Source organism: Streptosporangium heterodermiicola, from assembly GCF_051390675.1.
Lineage (GTDB): Bacteria > Actinomycetota > Actinomycetes > Streptosporangiales > Streptosporangiaceae > Streptosporangium.
Map to the genome: position 1 here is coordinate 149720 of NZ_JBPJSR010000001.1, position 17801 is coordinate 167520.

General features: G+C 69.8%; 13 protein-coding genes. 6 read left to right on the forward strand and 7 right to left on the reverse strand.

The window, feature by feature from the left end; all coding sequences use genetic code 11:
* Positions 1-21: 21 nt before the first annotated feature.
* Both ACSC1Q_RS00520 and rfbC (ACSC1Q_RS00525) read right to left on the reverse strand, forming a co-directional pair.
* Positions 22-1146, reverse strand: coding sequence for a DegT/DnrJ/EryC1/StrS family aminotransferase (locus ACSC1Q_RS00520; protein ID WP_436756633.1), 1125 nt, complete (start codon positions 1144-1146; stop codon positions 22-24).
* A gap of 28 nt (positions 1147-1174) precedes the next feature.
* On the reverse strand, positions 1175-1786 hold the full coding sequence (gene rfbC, locus ACSC1Q_RS00525) for a dTDP-4-dehydrorhamnose 3,5-epimerase (protein ID WP_436756634.1): 612 nt from the start codon (positions 1784-1786) through the stop codon (positions 1175-1177).
* A 1465-nt stretch (positions 1787-3251) separates the two neighbouring features.
* Here rfbC (ACSC1Q_RS00525) and ccrA point away from each other — a divergent pair.
* The 3 genes from ccrA to ACSC1Q_RS00540 are packed head-to-tail and all read left to right on the forward strand — an operon-like array spanning position 3252 to position 6505.
* The gene (gene ccrA / locus ACSC1Q_RS00530) at positions 3252-4628 is read left to right on the forward strand and encodes a crotonyl-CoA carboxylase/reductase (protein WP_436757220.1); all 1377 of its coding nucleotides are present in this window, start codon (positions 3252-3254) and stop codon (positions 4626-4628) included.
* A complete protein-coding gene (locus ACSC1Q_RS00535; protein ID WP_436756635.1) occupies positions 4629-5648 on the forward strand; it encodes a 3-oxoacyl-ACP synthase III family protein in 1020 nt (339 codons plus the stop codon).
* Complete coding sequence (locus ACSC1Q_RS00540; protein WP_436756636.1) at positions 5645-6505, forward strand: 3-hydroxybutyryl-CoA dehydrogenase; 861 nt, start codon at positions 5645-5647, stop codon at positions 6503-6505. Before ACSC1Q_RS00535 ends, ACSC1Q_RS00540 begins: the two co-directional genes overlap by 4 nt.
* A 592-nt stretch (positions 6506-7097) precedes the next feature.
* On the opposite strand, the gene ACSC1Q_RS00545 is transcribed toward ACSC1Q_RS00540, so the two are convergent.
* Positions 7098-7892 carry a thioesterase II family protein gene (locus ACSC1Q_RS00545; RefSeq protein ID WP_436756637.1) on the reverse strand — a complete coding sequence of 265 codons (795 nt, stop codon included), beginning with the start codon at positions 7890-7892 and terminating at the stop codon, positions 7098-7100.
* A 616-nt stretch (positions 7893-8508) separates the two neighbouring features.
* On the opposite strand from ACSC1Q_RS00545, the gene ACSC1Q_RS00550 reads away from it, so the two are divergent.
* Entirely contained in the window at positions 8509-11295 is a 2787-nt protein-coding gene (locus ACSC1Q_RS00550; protein ID WP_436756638.1) for a helix-turn-helix transcriptional regulator, read from the forward strand.
* Positions 11296-11453: 158 nt separating this feature from the next.
* Here ACSC1Q_RS00550 and ACSC1Q_RS00555 read toward each other — a convergent pair whose 3' ends face one another.
* Positions 11454-12980 (reverse strand): MFS transporter, encoded by a 1527-nt coding sequence (locus ACSC1Q_RS00555; protein WP_436756639.1) that lies wholly within the window; start codon positions 12978-12980, stop codon positions 11454-11456.
* A gap of 526 nt (positions 12981-13506) precedes the next feature.
* Here ACSC1Q_RS00555 and ACSC1Q_RS00560 point away from each other — a divergent pair.
* Positions 13507-14196 carry a TetR/AcrR family transcriptional regulator gene (locus ACSC1Q_RS00560; protein WP_436756640.1) on the forward strand — a complete coding sequence of 230 codons (690 nt, stop codon included), beginning with the start codon at positions 13507-13509 and terminating at the stop codon, positions 14194-14196.
* 110 nt (positions 14197-14306) lie between these two features.
* On the opposite strand, the gene ACSC1Q_RS00565 is transcribed toward ACSC1Q_RS00560, so the two are convergent.
* Together ACSC1Q_RS00565 and rfbA are read right to left on the reverse strand one after the other, a co-directional pair.
* A complete protein-coding gene (locus ACSC1Q_RS00565; protein ID WP_436756641.1) occupies positions 14307-14609 on the reverse strand; it encodes a DUF5988 family protein in 303 nt (100 codons plus the stop codon).
* A 94-nt stretch (positions 14610-14703) separates the two neighbouring features.
* Positions 14704-15576 carry a glucose-1-phosphate thymidylyltransferase RfbA gene (rfbA, locus tag ACSC1Q_RS00570; RefSeq protein WP_436756642.1) on the reverse strand — a complete coding sequence of 291 codons (873 nt, stop codon included), beginning with the start codon at positions 15574-15576 and terminating at the stop codon, positions 14704-14706.
* 380 nt (positions 15577-15956) lie between these two features.
* Here rfbA and rfbB point away from each other — a divergent pair, with 380 nt between their 5' ends.
* A complete protein-coding gene (rfbB, locus tag ACSC1Q_RS00575) occupies positions 15957-16940 on the forward strand; it encodes a dTDP-glucose 4,6-dehydratase (RefSeq protein WP_436756643.1) in 984 nt (327 codons plus the stop codon).
* Between the two features lie 134 nt (positions 16941-17074).
* On the opposite strand, the gene rfbC (ACSC1Q_RS00580) is transcribed toward rfbB, so the two are convergent.
* Positions 17075-17674 (reverse strand): dTDP-4-dehydrorhamnose 3,5-epimerase, encoded by a 600-nt coding sequence (rfbC, locus tag ACSC1Q_RS00580; protein ID WP_436756644.1) that lies wholly within the window; start codon positions 17672-17674, stop codon positions 17075-17077.
* Positions 17675-17801: the final 127 nt, after the last annotated feature.

A 17801-nucleotide genomic window follows, 5' to 3' on the forward strand; every position in this document is an offset into this window, starting at 1 on the left:
GCCTCGCGGGCGGAAGGACCGTCACCAGCCCTTCCTGATCGTGGCGACGACGTGCTCGCGCTGCTCGTCGGTGACCCACGAGCCGACGGGCACGCAGACGATCCGCGGGGCGACGCGTTCGAGGTTGGGCAGCAGGGCGGAGTAGTCGCGGACGCAGGTGTGCAGGTCGTTGCGCTCGTGCACGTTGCTGACCATGATGCCCGCGTCGTCCATGCGCTTCATGAACGACTCCCGGTCCTCCACCTTCATGGGGTAGATCCAGAAGGACGACTCCCGGTCACCGGCCCGCTCGGTCAGCTCCAGCCCGGGGATCCCGGCGAGCTCGCGGTCGTAGAAGGCGGCGTTGTCGCGGTGCCTGGCCAGGACCCCGTCGACGGCCGCCAGGTTGGCCAGCCCGATCGAGGCGTTGATGTCGTTCATGTGGATCTTGTAGCCCCACTCGGTGACGTCGGGCGGGTTGCGCAGCCGGTCGGCCGTGCGGTCGATGCCGAACCAGCGCAGCAGCCCGGCCCGCCGGTGCAGCTCGTCGTCGGGCAGCACGAGCGCGCCGCCGTCGCCGGAGGTCAGGTGCTTGATGGCCTGGAAGCTGAAGACGGCGATGTTGCCATGACCGCCGATCGGGGTGCCGTGGTAGGTGGCCCCCCAGGCGTGCGCCGAGTCCTCGATCACCGCCGGCCGGAAGCCGAACCTGGCCTCGGCCTCGTCGAGGATCTGGCCGAGCCGGTCGAGGTCGACCGGGTAGCCGGCGAAGTGCACGACCATGATGGCGCGCGTCCGGGGCGAGATCTTGCGGGCCAGGTCGTCCAGGTCGACGTTGAGGGTGGCCGGGTCGACGTCGACCCAGCGGATGCGCAGCCGGTTGGCCAGGATGGCCCAGTTGGTGGCCTCCATGGTCAGCGGCGTGGTCAGCACCTCGCCCTCGGGGTCGCCCTCCGCGCTGCGGTCACCGGCGACCAGGTGCAGGGCGAGCTGCAGCCCCGCGGTGGCGCTGTTGAGCGTGGTCACCCGGGGGTTGCCGATCCTCTCGGCCAGTGCCCTCTCGAACTCCTCGACCTTGGCGCCCTGGCCGATCCTGCCGCTGCCCAGTACCTGGGCGGCCGCGGCGGGGGCCTCGGGGGACATCGACACGCTGAACAATGGGATCATCACTGGCTCCAGGGTTTGCGCGGGGTCGTCATCCGGTGAAGGCGTAGTCGTCGAGCTCGGCGTATCTGGCCCTGCAGTCGGCGTACGAGGGCAGCAGCCCCAGCTCGGCGGTCTCCCGCAGCGACGGGGCGGCGCGGTCCTTGTCCGACAGCAGCAACTCGTCCTGCTTCGGCCAGGGCAGCGCCAGCTCCGGGTCCAGCGGGTTGATCTGGATCTCCCCCTGGGGCGACCAGGTGCTGGAGCACAGGTAGACGACCGTGGCGTGCGCGGTCAGCGGGGCGAAGCCGTGCGCCAGGCCCTCGGCCAGATAGAGGGCGTGCCGGTTCTCCGCGGTCAGCTGGACCGCGACGTGCTTGCCGTACGTGGGCGAGCCGACCCGGATGTCGACGAGGATGTCGACGATGGCGCCCTGCGCGCAGGTCACGTAGCGGGCCTGGCCGGGCAGGGAGGCGGCGTGCAGGCCGCGGATCGTCCCGGCGCGGGACACCGAGCAGTTGACCTGGGCGACCGAGAGGGGATGGCCGATCGCCTTGTGGAACGCGGGCTGGTTGAAGATCTCCAGGAACAACCCCCGATCGTCCGAGAAGATCTGGGGGGTGACCAGGAACGAGCCGTCCACTTCGAGCTGGTGGATCTGCATGTCCGAAACCTTTCTGGGAGCTGCCGGGTATCGGTGACGGGTGCCGCGAGCACGTGGCCCGCGCCGCCGGCGGGCCGGAGGTCCGGGGAACCGCGCGCACCGCGCACGCCGCACGCACCGCCCGGCGCGTCGGCGGCATGCCACCGGACACGCCGCCGGGCGTCGCGCCGCCGTCGGCACGCCGCCCGTACGGCACGCGAAAGAACCGCGTGCCACCTTCCCCCGCACGCCGGGAACGCGCACACCGGGAAAGCGCACGAAAACCGCGCACCACCTTCCCCCGCGCACCGGGAACGGGCACGAAGAACCGCGCACTGCTTTCCCCCGCGCACCGGGAACGGGCACGAAGAACGCGGCACGCGTAATCCGGAGCCGCGGTTCACAGGAATTGGGAAAACGCGGCCACCGGCGATCACACTCCCGTTGCCCGCCTTTCCGGACCTGCCCGCGGGTGGGGAGGACGTGTTTCACCGAGGTTCGGCGGGCCGGGTCCCGCGTCCGGTGCCTTTCTCGCCGACACCGTTCATGGTTGTCAGCCGCACAGCGGCGAACAACCCCCTACCCCCCCTTAACGAGGAGGGGTGGGCCACTCGCGCACGGGCGCCGGAACGGTGGTGAGCTGGGCGGGGGCGCCGGCGGCCGCGGCCCGCCGGTGCCCGGTCCGGTACCGGGCACCGGCGGGCGGGCCGGCTCCGCCCCCGCCTCCCCCGGCTCTCCCCTATCTCTCCCCGCCGCGCGAACCCGCGCGAAAACCCGCGGGGAAACCCGCCGCGCCCCGCACCGGGAGCGGCGGCCCCGGGGGGTGTCCCGAGGGCGGAAGAGGGCCACCGGGATGGACAAATCCGTTAGGGGTGCGATAAGGGTTACCCGTGGCTGACATATAGCATTTCACCCAATAGCGTTTCCCCCATGGACGGGGTAGAACAGGGCTTATTTTCATTCCTGTCATCGTTGAAATCCCCGGCCGTCAGCGGCCGATCGCGTTCGTATCCCATTCTCGATGGGGGTTCCACGTGCCAGGAAACACACCTCTCACCGTACCGGCCTCACCCGGGAATGGATGATGGCGTCGACTTCCGGCCATCCGGGCACCCGGCGGGAGCGCGAGTTCGAATGGACGTCATGAGCGGGGCGGGGTGATCGGGCGCCGGCGACGAGGTGACCGGGTGACCGGCCCGGCGCGCCCCCGGCGCGGGACCATCGGGGCCCTCGGCCCCGCACCCGCCGCACCCGCCGCACACGGCGGCCACGGGAACACCCCCCTCTGACCCGCCTTCCCGCACCACGAACTCTCCGGTCACCTCCGGAGACCGCTTCACGACCATGGACGGGCCCGTCCTCCGACGGCTGTCACCGCAGGCAAGCCCACCACACCGAAAGGAGCCGGTGGATTCCGATGAACGCCGCTTCCCCCGACACGCCCTTCCCCCGCCTGGTGAACCCGGCGGTCCCCTCCGCGGACCCGATGGCCGAGGCCCTGCTGGGCGGGGCCTCCCCCGACCAGCTGGCGCGGACCGCGCTCCCCGAGGAGTATCTCGCCGCCCACCTGCGGGTCGAGGACGTCGGCATGTTCACCGACATCGACGACAAGGACGTGCGCAAGTCGCTGCGCGTCGGGCGGGTGCCGATGCCCGAGCTGGCGCCCGACGAGGTCCTGGTCGCGGTGATGGCCAGCTCGATCAACTACAACACCGTCTGGTCGGCGATCTTCGAGCCGGTGCCGACGTTCAGCTTCCTGAAGCGGTTCGGCGCCACGGGCGGGTTCGCCACCCGGCACGACCTGCCGTACCACGTCCTGGGGTCCGACGCCGCCGGGGTGGTCGTCCGGGTCGGCAGCGGGGTGCGCCGCTGGCGGGTGGGCGACCGCGTCGTGATCAGCCCGGTCCAGGTCGACGACCAGGAGCCGGGCACGCACGGCGACGGCATGCTCGGCGCCGAGCAGCGCGTCTGGGGCTTCGAGACGAACTTCGGCGGGCTCGCCCACTACACGGTGGCGCGCGCCAGCCAGCTCGTCCCCAAGCCCGCCCACCTGACCTGGGAGGAGGCCGCCTCCATCACGCTGTGCGCGGGGACGGCCTACCGCATGCTCGTCAGCCGCCAGGGCGCGAGCATGAAGCAGGGCGACATCGTCCTCATCTGGGGCGCAACCGGCGGCCTCGGGGCGTACGCCGTACAGATGGTGAAGAACGGCGGCGGCATCCCGGTGGGGGTGGTCGGCTCCGCGGCGAAGGCCGAGGCCCTGGAGCGGCTGGGCTGCGACATCGTCATCAACCGCAACGAGATCGGGATGGGCGACGACATCCCGAACACCCCGGAGCGGACGATCGAGCTGGGCAGGCGCCTCGGAAAGATCATCCGTGAGAGGGCGGGCGGGGACCCGCACATCGTCTTCGACTACATCGGCCGCGCGACGTTCGGGATCTCGGTGTTCGTGGCCCGGCGCGGGGGCGTGGTCGTCACGTGCGGATCGAGCACGGGCTACGACCACCACTTCGACAACCGCTACCTCTGGATGAACCTCAAGCGCATCGTCGGCAGCCACGCGGCGAACCTCCAGGAGCTGTGGGAGTGCCTGCGGCTGTTCGACCTCGGCAAGCTGATGCCGACGCTGTCGTCGGTGTACCCGCTTGAGGAGGTCGCCGAGGCCGCGCGGCTGGTGCAGGCCAACGGGCACCTCGGCAAGGTGGGCGTGCTGTGCATGGCCCCCGAACCGGGTCTCGGCGTCACCGACCCCGTGACGCGCGCCAGGATCGGCGAGGCCAGGCTGAACCCGCTGCGGGAGATGCCCGGCACCGCCTCCGCCCTCCCGCTCGACGCCCCCCTCGCCGCGGGGAGGGCATAGGTGGCCACGGCCAGGCGAACCGCCGGGATTCTGGCGACCGGCTCGTACCTTCCGAAGGAAGAGATCGACAACGAGCAGCTGACGGAGCGCGCCGGCACCACCGCGGAGTGGATCCACCGCAAGACCCGGATCTCCTTCCGCCGGTACGCCGCGCGGGACGAGGCGACCTCGGACCTCGCGGCACGGGCCGCGGCGAGCGCGCTCGAACAGGCGGGCCTCGACGCCGAACGGGTCGACTACATCATCGTCGCCACCTCGACGGGCGACTCCCCGCAGCCGCCCACCTCCCACCTGGTGCAGAACGCGCTCGGCGCCTACAACGCCGCCTGCTTCGACATCAACGTCGTGTGCAGCGGGTTCGTGTACGCGCTCACCCTCGCGCGGGCCCTGCTGGCGGTCCGGCCCGACGCGTACGCGCTGGTGGTGGGCGCCGACATCTACTCGCGCATCCTCGACTTCACCGACCGGCGCACCGCGGTGCTGTTCGGGGACGGCGCCGGTGCCGCCCTCGTCGGCCCGGTGCCCGAGCCGTACGGGATCCTCGCCTGCGACCTGTCGAGCCGCGGCGAGGCGCACGGGCTCATCCACGTCAAGGCCGGTGGCAGCAGGCTCCCGGCCTCGCACGAGACCGTCGAGGCCGGCGACCACTACTTCAGGATGAACGGCCGCGGGGTGCGGGACTTCGTGATGGAGAACGTCCCGCCCGTGCTGAGGAAGCTGGTGAACGGCACCGGCCACCGGCTCGACCAGGTCGACGCCTTCGTCCCGCACCAGGCCAACGGGGTCCTGCTGGACGAGCTGATCGAGCGGTCGGGACTCACCGGCGCGCGCACCCCGCGCACGCTGGAACGGTACGGGAACGTCGGGAGCGCCTCGGTGCCCGTGGCACTCGACGAGGCCAACCGGTCGGGCATGCTCGGCGACGGCGACCTGGTGCTGCTCGCCGGTTTCGGCGGTGGCATGGCGACGGGCGCGAGCCTGCTCCGCTGGTCGGCCACCACTCCCCTGGAGGCGAGATGAACGACATCCACAGGGTCGGCGTCGTCGGGTGCGGGGTCATGGGCTCCGGCATCGCCGACGTGTGCGCCCGCGCGGGACTCGACGTGCGGGTCGCGGTCTCCGGCGGGGCCTCGGTGGCCCGCGGCCGTCAGCGGCTGCAGGCGTCCCTGGACCACGGCCTGCGCAAGTCGGTGATCACCGAGGCGGAGCGGAGCGACGCGCTGGAGCGCGTCTCCTTCACCACCGACCTCGGTGACCTCGGCGACCGGCAGATCGTCTTCGAGACGGCACCGGAGAACGAGCTGACCAAGCTCGACCTGTTCCGCGCGCTGGACAAGATCGTGGAGGACCCGGACGCGATCCTGGCGTCGAACACGTCGTCCATCCCGATCATCAGGATGGCGAAGGCCACCGACCGCCCCGGCCAGGTGATCGGCGTGCACTTCTTCAACCCGGTCCCCGCCCTGCCGCTGGTGGAGGTGATCGAGTCGCTGCTCACCGACGACGAGACCCGTACCCGCGCCGAGGCGTTCGTGGTCGGGACGCTCGGCAAGCAGGTGATCCGCTCCCCCGACCGGGCGGGCTTCGTGATCAACGCCCTGCTCATCCCGTACCTGCTGGCCGCCATCCGGATGGTGGAGACGGGCTTCGCCACCGCCGACGTGATCGACAAGGGGATGGTGCTGGGCTGCTCGCACCCGATGGGACCGCTGAAGCTCGCCGACCTGATCGGGCTGGACACCGTGGCCTCGATCGCCGGCGCGCTGTACGAGGAGTTCAAGGACCAGCAGTACTCGCCCCCGCCGGTGCTGCTGCGCATGGTCGAGGGCGGCCTCCTCGGCAAGAAGACCGGCCGGGGGTTCCACACCTACACGTAGGTTCCTCTCCTCCGACCCCCGAGAACGGCGCCCGGACACGGTCCGGGCGCCGTTCTCGCGTTCCCGGGTGAACGCGAGATGAACGGAGTGGACGCGTCTTCGGCGCTCGGGCGAGGGCCCGGAACAGGGCGGGAACAGGACACGGCACGGGCCCGAGGAACCCGGCCCGGGCCCCGGGAAGGACGTCCGGGAGCGGCGGCGCGGAAACATTTCGACGCGGGCACCGGAGCGGTTCCGACGCGATGACAGTCATTTCGACACGGGTGGACGGTGTACGGAATGAGGAAAACGTCTTTCGACACGAAGAGCACGAAGACCATGAAGAACACAGAGACCACGAAAAGCACGGAGACCACGGAGAGCACGGAGGCCGCACACCGTCAGGTGGACGCGAGCCCGTGAGTCACAGGCGCCGCCCCACGGACACGAGCCCGTGATGAGCCACACGCCGACCACAAGCCGCCACACGCCGCCACACGCCGCCACACGGCGTTCCACAGGGCGTTCACAGGGCCTTCCACGGGGGCCTCAACGAGGCGACAGGGCGTTCCGCAGGGCGCCGGGAACGTTTCCCGGCGCCCGCGCGGCGGGCTCAGCGGCTCGGGTGTCCGGCGGCCAGGGCCGAGGAGACGCGGGAGGCGACGATGCCGACGATCTCCTCGACATGGTCGGTGAGATAGAAGTGGCCGCCAGGGAAGAGCCGCATCTCGAACCCGGCCTCCGTGTGGTCGCGCCACACCCCCACGTCGCCGGGCCGCGCCTTCGGGTCGTCGGTGCCCGACAGGGCCACGACCGGGCACGACAGCCCCGGGCCCGGCCGGTAGCGGTAGGTCTCGACGGCCCGGTAGTCGCTTCTCACCATGGGAAGCACCGCCCGCATGAAGTCGTCGTCGCCGAGTACCTTCGCGGCGGTCCCGCCCAGCCCGCGCAGCTCGGCCAGGAACCCGTCGTCCGGCCTCAGGTGCGCCCGCTCGTCACGGTGGATCGACGGGGCCCGCCGCCCGGAGGCGAACAGCACCAGCGGCACGGTGCCGCGCTCCTGCAGCCTGCGGGCCACCTCGAAGGCGACGAGAGCCCCCATGCTGTGACCGAAAAGGGCCAGGGGGCGGGTGGTCCACACCTGGAGCGCGTCGGCGATCCGGTCGGCCAGCTCGCCGATGTCGTCCAGGCACCTCTCGGCCCGCCGGTCCTGCCTGCCCGGGTACTGCACCGCGAGCACCTCGACGCCGGGCGGCGCCAGGCGGGCCACCGGGAGATAGAAGCTGGCCGCCCCTCCGGCGTGCGGAAAGCACACCAGCGCGGCCGGCGCGCCGGCCGCCTCGGTCCCGGCCGGCCCGAAGAGGAGACGCCGGATCCACGTGTCGTCACCGCTCTTGACGTCGTCCATGACACCGTCCCACTCTGAGTTTCCCCGCCGGGCACACGGCCGGTTCGCCGGCCCCGCGCCGATCTCCGAACAACCGATTTCGGCCGTCACGAACCCCGGAAGTCATGAATCCGTTTCACAATTGCGTGTGAAGAAGAGTGATCCAGATCACCGTCATTCGCACGGATTCATTCACCACCGAACGTGATCCGCCAATCACAAATTGGTAATACATGGCCGCCGACATGCGACACGATATCCAAAGCCACCTGCGCGGATCCAGCGGAACGTGCCCATGCGACCCCCTAAATCAGCTCCCCACATAAGGGTTGATAGGGGGTTTGCATTTTTCGCAGGAGAAGTACATGATCTCGCTGGGTGCATATGGGCCACCCCGACATCATATACACGATGCCGTGATGAAACTAGCCATAGGGGGAATGATGAAATCACACTTACCCATGTGATGAAATCCATCGGGTCGTCTTCCCTCCCGTCCCGGGGCATCGGCGAGGGAAAAACTTGACAGCACCCCTGACCAAAGGTAGGTTCCCGCCGAGTCCTGCCTTTATGCGTCAGATGTTGTCGTTCCACCATCTGCTTTCATCTAGGGACACCGGGGCGAACGGGGAGCCCGATGATATTAATCGAGCGCGATAGTGAAATCACGTTTCTTACCGATCTATTAACGGACTGTACGCACAGCCGTGGCCGCGTCGCGACGATCATCGGGCCCACCGCGACGGGCAAGACCGAACTGGTGTACGCCTTCAGCCGGCGCGCCGTCGACTCGGGGGTCATCTGGCTGAGCGCCACCTGCTCGCAGAACGACCAGAACGTGCCGCTCGGCGTGGTGAGCCAGATCTTCCACAACGCGGCGCTGCCGATCGCCCACGCCTCACGGGCGGCGCGGCTCATCGAGGACGCGGCACCGGGGGGAAGACCGCCGGGCGAGCGTCCCGGCGAATCCGACTGGCTCCGCGTCACCCAGGGCCTGTGGGCCATCATTCTCGAACTCTCCAAGTCGAACACCGTTCTCATCACCGTGGACGACGTCGAATACGCGGACTCCATGTCGTGGCAGCTTCTGCTGAATTTCGTGCACAGATTGAAAAGCGCCAACGTCTTCATTGTCCTGACGGCCACGGAGGGCCTTCAGGGAATGAACCCCCATATTGAGATAGACCTCATGCGTCATCCCCACTACGAACGCATCAGGTTGGCGCCTTTCTCTTTGCAGAGTGTCGTGAAGATAATATCCGATTCCAGGGGGGACGCCGCGGCGGTCAAACTCGGGGCGGCGTGCCACAGGGTCAGCGGGGGTAACCCCCTGCTGGTCAAGGCATTGGTGGAGGACGCCGTGAAGGGCGGCGGCGACCTGGGGGAACTCGTCGTCTCCGACGTTTTCTCACGGTCCGTCCGCGCTCTCCTGCACCGTAGCGACCCCACCATGCTGATGGTCGCCCGCGGCCTCGCGATCCTCGGGGAATACGCTCTGCCGGCTCTTCTGGCCGAGTTGCTCGACCTCACGACGACAACGGTGAACCAGGCGCTGAATTGCCTCGGGGTCATCGGCATCCTCGATTCCCTGCGTTTTCGACACGCCAGGGCCCGCGAGGCCGTACTCGACGACCTCGACCCGCACAGCCGTGAGGAAATGCACCGGCGCGCCGCGCAACTCCTGCACGCCGAGGGGGCCGCCGCCACGGTGGTCGCCGAGCACCTGATCGGCGCGTCCCACTTCTTCCAGGAGTCCTGGGCGCTGGCCGAGCTCCGCGAGGCCGCCGAGCAGGCGCTCACGAACGACCGGCACGAGTTCGCGGTGCGGTGCCTGAAACTCGCCCTCGAACTGTGCGACGACGAGCGGCAGCGCACGCTGACGACGACGATGCTCGCGCGGGCCGAGTGGCGCCTCAACCCCGCCGCCGCCAACCGGCACGTCAACCGGCTCATGGCGACCGCCCGCCAGAAGGGACTGGACTTCCAGGAGCTGGACGCGCTGCTGAGATACCTGCTCTGGAACGGGCGGCACGACGAGGCGGTGGAGGTCCTCGAACAGATGGACGTGCTGGCCACCGAGCCGGAAGCCGACGAGGAGGCGGCGTGGCTCGATGTCCTCCACCGGCGCCTGGCCTGCTCCCACCCGCTCATCCTCTCCCGCACCCGCGCGGTCGCGGGCGCGGGCGCGGCCATGGGAACCGTCACGGGCGCCGTCCCCCCCGCGAGGACGGCGTGGACGGCCACCGGGAGCGGCCCGCACGCGCAGGCCGCGTCGCTGCTGGCGGCCGTCCTGCGCGACGGCCCCGACGACAGGACGCTCGGGATCGCCGAACGCGTCCTGCACTCCATCTCGCTGGACGACACGAACCTGGAGACCGTCGAGTCCGCGCTCTTCGCCCTGATCTACTCCGATCGCCCGGACATAGCGGCGCCCTGGTGCGACGTCATGTACTCGGAGGCGGTGATGCACCGCGCGCCCACCTGGCGCGCGATGCTCGCCTCCCTGCGGGCGAGCATCGCCATCCGCCAGGGGGACCTGGTCCTCGCGGAGGAGTACGCGCGCCTGGCCCTGGACATCGTGCCGCCCCGGAGCCTGGGGGTCCTCGTCGGGCTGCCGCTGGCGGTGCTGATCCGCGCCAACACCGAGATGGGCAAGTACGACGTGGCCGCGCACCACCTCAGGCGGCCCGTACCCGAAACGATCTTCCAGACCCGGTTCGGGCTCTACTACCTGCAGGCCCGCGCCCACTACTATCTGGCGACCAACCACTCGCACGCCGCGCTCGACGACTTCTCCACGTGCGGGCGGCTGATGCGCTCGTGGGGGCTGGACACGCCCGCCCTGGTGCCGTGGCGTCACGGGGCCGCGGCGGCGCTGCTCCAGACGGACCAGCGGGAACAGGCCAGGGCCCTGCTGAACGAACCCTACGACCTGCCCAGCGGTGACTCGCTCAGGGCGAGGGGCATCTCGCAGCGCCTCCTCGCCGCGGCCAGTGACCTCAGGCAGCGTCCGTCGATGCTCCGGGAGGCGATCGACATGCTCCAGGCCTCGGGCGACCGCCTGGAGATGGCCTACGCGCTGGTCGACCTCACCCACACCCTCACCGAACTCGGCGAGCCCAACAAGGCGCGGATGGTCGGCCACCGGGCCGTCAGCGTGGCCGGCGAGTGCCAGGCCGAGCCGCTGCGGCAGGCCGTACGGCACAACACCGACGGTTACGACAACGCCGGCGGCCTGGAGGGGATGAACGTGCTCAGCGACGCCGAGCAGCGCGTCGCCTCCCTCGCCGCGCTGGGCTACACCAACCGCGAGATATCCAGGAAGATCTACATCACCGTCAGCACGGTCGAGCAGCACCTGACCCGCATCTACCGCAAGCTCAACGTGAAGGGGCGCAGGGACCTGCCGGCGCAGTTCTCCTGACCCGCTCACGCCAGGGCGCGGTTCTCCCGGATTCCGGGGAACCGCGCTTTTTCGATTGACCCGTCGCCCCCCGGCGTTCCTCCATGGCGTTCCCCGATCGAACCTGCCCGCCGCCCGCGCGCCGGTGGGGGCGACCGGGGGCGCGGGCGGCGGGCGGTTCACTCGGTGTGGCTGTCCACCTGTACCGAGCGGAGAAGGATCGTGGCGAGGACCGCCGTCAGTGCCATGATGACGGCGCCCAGGATGGCGGCGACCTGCATGCCGCTGGTGAAGGCCGAGCGGGCGACGTCGAGCAGGGCCGCCCCTGCCTGCTCGGGCAGCCGGGCGGCCACCCCGAGCGCGCCGCCGATGGTCTCGTGCGCCGCCCGGGCGTCCTCCCCGGCCAGCGCCACGGAGTTCGCCTCGGCGAACTCCTCGCTGTAGACGGCCAGGCCGATGCTGCCCAGGATCGCGATGCCGAGCGCGCCGCCCAGCTCGGTGGAGGCCTCCATGACCGCCGACGCCGAGCCCGCGCGTTCCGGCGGGGCCACCGCGACGATCATGTCGGAGGCCAGCGCCTGCACCGCCCCGACCCCGGACCCCAGCAGGAGCAGGCCGGTGATGAGCAGCCACCGCTCGGAGTCGACCTCGATCAGGCTCATCACCGCGAAGCCGGCCGCGGCGAGCATCATGCCGGCGCCGATGATGTATCCGGGGCGCACCCATCGCGCGACCACGGCGGCCAGCATCGAGCCGACGAGGGCGGTGCCCGCGGCGGGCAGGGTCAGCAGGCCCGCGACGAACGGCCGCAGCCCGAGCACCATCTGCAGATACTGCGCGATGAAGTAGAACAGTCCCACGAGGGCGAAGATCGAGAGCGTGCTCGTGATCAGGGACATGCTGAAGCCCCGGCTGGAGAAGAGCCGCAGGTCGAGCATGGGGTCGGGCAGGGACCGCTGCCTGCGCAGGAACACGACGCCGAACGCCAGCCCGACGATGACGCTGAGCAGCGCCTGGGGGCTGAAGTCGTCGGCGGCGAACTGCTTGATCCCGTAGACCGTCGGCAGCACGGCCGCGAGCGACAGCACCGCGCTCAGCAGGTCGAACCGCCCCGGTTTCGGATCGCGGTACTCCGGCAGCAGCATCGGCCCCAGGATCAGCAGCAGGGCCATGACCGGCACGTTGATCATGAACACCGATCCCCACCAGAAGCGTTCCAGCAGCCAGCCGCCCACGATCGGCCCCAGCACGCTGCCCCCGGCGAAGCTGGCGGCCCAGATGGCGACGGCCATCCGGCGCTGCTGCGGGTCGTGGAACATGTTGCGGATCAGCGCGAGGGTGGGCGGCATCAGGCTCGCCGCCGCCGCGCCCTGCAGGGCGCGGGCCGCGATGAGCAGCTCGGCGTTGGGGGCGTACGTCGCGACGACCGACGTGATGCCGAACGCGGTGGCGCCGAGCAGCAGGAGCTTGCGGCGGCCGATCCTGTCGCCCAGGGTGCCCATCGGGATCAGCAGGCCCGCCAGCAGGAAGGCGTAGATGTCGACGATCCACAACAGCTGGGAGCCGGTCGGCGTGAGGTCGGCGCTGAGGAAGGGCAACGCGAAGTACAGCACGGTGACGGTGACGGAGATGAGCAAGACGGGCAGGACCAGCACCGCCAGACCGAGCCACTCCCTCCGCCCGGCCGTGACTACGCCCTGTGTCATGAGCACAACTCCTCAGGTACATCGTACGGTGTCAGGTGCATACATCGTACGCACAATTCTTGGGCCCACGCAATGATTCACCGGGAACTGTGATCATAGACAATAATCGGCAGTTGAACGACCGAGAGGGCGGGCAGATCAGCATCGGAGAACGCGTCCTCACGGCCAAATATCGTCACGCTGAGACATTCATTACGTCACAAAAAACATGTGTTAGGATTTCGTCACACAGCTGGTTAGGCCGGAATCGGACGAGGACCACATGTTGACGTGCGCACAGTGCGGCAAGCCTTTGAACGCCGCGCCACGGGGGCGGCGCCCGCGATACTGCTCCCGTGCCTGTCAAGCGCGGGCCTACCGGGTTCGCACCGCCGAGCGGGCCACTCCGCCCGCTCCTTCCACCACTACCACCACCGCTTCGTCCGGCAACGGCTCCGGGGGCCGCGCCGCGTCCGGTCATGCCGGGGGCGCCGGGGGGCTGGCGGAGCACTACGTACCTCCGAGCGGCCTGAGCACGGAACGCATCGTGCGCACCGCCGTTCACATCGCCGACACCGAGGGGCTCGACGCGCTGTCGATGCGCCGCGTCGCGGCCGAGTTGGGCGCGGGCACAATGTCGCTGTACCGCTACGTGTCGGGGAAGGACGCGCTCGTCGAGCTGATGGTCGAGTCCGTCTTCGGCGAGACCTCCTACCCCTCTCCCGTCCCCGGGGGCTGGCGCACCAGGCTGGAGGTCGCGGCCAGGCGGGAGTGGGGAATGTACTCCAAGCACCCCTGGGCGCTGCGGGTCATCGCCACCCCCCAGCCGCCGATCGGGCCCAACGTGCTCGCCGACGTCGAGTGGGCGATGCGCGCGATGGACGGCCTCGGCCTCGACCCGACCACCATGCACTGGGTGGCCATCATGGTGAGCGCCCAGGTGCAGGGCGCGGCCCTGCTGCTGGTGAACGAGGTGGAGGCCGAACGCCGCACCGGCGTCACGACGAGGCAGTGGCGCGCCTCCAAGACACCGATGCTGCTGGAGATCCTGGAGTCCGGGCAGTTCCCGATGCTGTCCAGGCTCTACGCGGAGCAGGGCGACGCGATCGACATCGACAAGTGGTTCGAGTTCAGCCTGCGACGGCTTCTCGACGGTCTCGCCGTCCTGATCGAGGACCGCGACAAGGGGGCGGCGTACGGCGTGCAGCAGGGGTCGATGCGCGACCTGGCGAGATAGGGGCGGCCCGGCGGGGGTCCGGGGCGCGAGCCGCTCCGGCCCCTCCGGGGGCGCCTTCACCGGAGGGCCGCCCCACCGGGGAACGACGCCGCGCCGGGCCCGCCTCCCGGCTACTCGGCGATTTTCGTGCGGGTCGTCCACCGGAAAACCAGCGCGTCGTCTTCGGGGATCGCGTCGCCGGGAACCGGCGGCGTGAGGGTGCGCTCGAAGTGCTCGTAGCCGTTCTTCCTGGGGATCTTTATCTTCCCGTACGCGAAGACCGCCTCGTCGACCCGGACGGTCCTCGGGATGTCCACGGGGCCGCCTTCGAGGACGACCTCCACATACGCCGGGTCGGGCGGTGCCGGGACGGCCGTCGCGCCCTCCTGGCCGCCCTGGTCGATGGAGTCGATGGAACCGATGGAAACGCTCACCTGAATACCTCCGGTCGGTGTGTTCGGCCGATGTGACCCGCCGGGGCCCGCGACCGGTGGGGCCGCTCCCGCGCCGCCCGTGCCGCGGAACGGCTCAGCGGAACTCCGCGGCGACGGCGCGCACGTAGCGGCCGTAGCTGGAGGTGGAGAGCTGGGCCCCCAGCCGGTCGCAGGCCTCGGCGTCGATGAAGCCCATGCGCAGCGCGATCTCCTCGACGCAGGCGATCCGCACCCCCTGCCGGTTCTCCAGCACCTGCACGTACTGGCTGGCCTGGAGGATCGACTCGGGCGTTCCGGCGTCCATCCACGCGAACCCCCTGCCCAGGTCGCGCAGGCGCGCCTTGCCGCGTTCGAGGTAGGTGAGGTTGACGTCGGTGATCTCCAGCTCGCCGCGGGCGGAGGGCTGGAGGTTCTTGGCGATGTCGATCACGTCGTTGTCGTAGAGGTACAGGCCGACGATCGCCCGGTTGGAACGGGGGTTGGCCGGCTTCTCCTCGATCGAGAGGAGCATGCCGTTCTCGTCGGTCTCCCCGACTCCGTAGCGCTCGGGGTCACTGACCGGGTAGCCGAACAGCACGCAGCCGTCCAGGTCGGTGACGCTCTCCTGGAGGAGGTCGAAGAAGGAGTTGCCGTGGAAGATGTTGTCGCCCAGCGCCAGGGCCACCGGGTCGCCGCCGATGTGGTCGGCGCCGATGACGAAGGCGTCGGCCAGTCCCCTCGGCTCGTCCTGCTGGGCGTAGGTGATGTCGAGGCCCAGGTGCGATCCGTCCCGCAGCAGGCGGGCGATCTGCGGCAGGTCGGCCGGCGTGGAGATGATCAGGATCTCCCTGATGTCCGCGAGCATGAGCGCCGACAGCGGATAGTAGATCATGGGCTTGTCGTTCACGGGCAGGAGCTGTTTGGATACCGCGAGCGTCAGCGGATATAGCCTCGTGCCGTGACCACCTGCGAGAATGATACCTTTCACGGAAAAAGCCCTTCATGACGAGGCCGGCGCGTGAGGGTCAATCGGGCGGCGAGCCGGCAGGTAACGGAAAGACTCGCAGGGGGCATAAACGCCATCAACCCCCTACCGGCGCCCCTGTCCCCCTACTTATCGTCGAATATTTGACCGGCGCAATCAGGGTTTCTCGCATCGGATCCCGCCCCTACAGTCGAAGCCGCGGGCCGGAATTCCACCATGGCGAATCACGGCCGGAAAACGAACCACGGCGCGCGTACCGGAATACGACGCGCGTGCCGGAATTCCAGGACCCGCGCATTCACGGAAGGGCACCGCCCCTGCGACGCCCCCGGCCGCAGGGCCGGATCTCCCCCGCCCAGCGACCACAGCGAGGTGGATCTCAGATGAGGATTCTCGTCACGGGAGGCGCCGGTTTCATCGGCTCCCACTACGTACGCACCCTTCTCGGCCCGGACGGTCCAGGCGGCCTGGACACGGTCACCGTCCTGGACAAGCTCACCTACGCGGGCAACCCGGCCAACCTCGACCCGGTCCGCGACGACGCCCGGTTCGAGTTCGTCCACGGCGACATCCGCGACGCGGAGCTCGCCGGCAAGCTCGTGGCCGAGCACGACCAGGTGGTGCACTTCGCCGCGGAGTCCCATGTCGACAGGTCGATCCTCGGTGCCTCCGAGTTCGTGCTGACCAACGTGGTGGGCACCCAGACACTCCTGGACGCGGCGCTCCACAGCGGGCTGGCGACCTTCGTGTACGTCTCCACCGACGAGGTCTACGGCTCGATCGCCGAGGGCTCCTGGCCGGAGACCGACCCGCTGAGCCCCAACTCCCCCTACGCCGCCTCCAAGGCCGCCGGCGACCTGCTCGCGCTCTCCTACCACCGCACCCACGGCCTGGACGTGCGGGTGACCCGCTGCTCCAACAACTACGGGCCCCACCACTTCCCTGAGAAGGTCATCCCGCTGTTCATCACCAACCTGCTCGACGGGCTGAAGGTCCCGCTGTACGGCGACGGCCTCAACGTCCGCGACTGGCTGCACGTCGACGACCACGTCAGGGGCATCGAGCTGGTCCGCGCGGGGGGCCGCCCCGGCGAGGTCTACAACATCGGCGGCGGCACCGAGCTGAACAACCGGGAGCTCACCGGCCTCCTCCTGGAGGCCTTCGGCGCCGGGGAGAGCAGCATCGACTACGTGGAGGACCGCAAGGGCCACGACCGCCGCTACTCGGTCGACTGGACCAAGATCAAGGACGAGCTGGGATACCGCCCGCGCAAGGACTTCACGACGGGCCTGGCCGAGACCGTGGCCTGGTACCGCGACAACCGCGCCTGGTGGGAACCCCTCAAGGCGGGGGCCGGCGTCGGCTGAGCCCCGTATTCGCTGTCCTCACGATCCTCGCGTGAGACCTTCCGCCCCGGGCCGTCGGCTGCCGGCTCGGGGCGGAGTGAAGCGGGTCGGGACCAGGGGGGACGGGGGCGCCGACGCTCAGGCGCGGAGCTTGCTCAGGCGCGGAGCTTGGCGTAGAAACCGAGGCACTCCTCGTACGTGGGGAGCATGCCCGCGCGCCGCGCCTGCGTGAGGGTCGGCGCCGCCGCGTCCTTCTCCGACAGCAGGGGTTCCACCCCGGCGGGCCACTCGATCCCCAGCTCCGGGTCGAGCGGGTTGATCCCGTGCTCGCGGCCGGGCGCGTACCCCTCGGAGCAGAGATAGACCACGGTCGCGTCGTCGGTGAGGGCCATGAAGGCGTGGCCGAGCCCCTCGGAGATGTAGACGGCGCGGTGCCGCTCGTCGTCCAGGAGGACCGACTCCCACTGCCCGAAGGTGGGCGATCCGACGCGGATGTCGACGATCACGTCGAAGACCGCTCCCCTGACGCACTTGAGATACTTCGCCTGGCTGGGCGGGACGTCGGCGAAGTGCACGCCCCGCAGCGTCCCCCTGCGGGAGACGGAGTGGTTCGCCTGCAGGAGGGCCAGGCCCTGGCCGGTGGTCTCGCGGAAGTCGTCCCCGTGGAACCACTCGTGGAAGCTGCCGCGACTGTCGGGGAACACCTTCGGCTCGAACACCCACGCACCTTCGATGCCAAGCGGGCGCATGCTCATCGCTGTCTCCTCCCGGGGTATCACGCCCCGTCCCGCCGATGGGCGGATGGCGTGCGACGGTGAGGCCGTGGGCGCCGCGGGCCTCCTCCCAGCGGAGTCTTCAGTTCCGTACGCACGTTGGGAACCC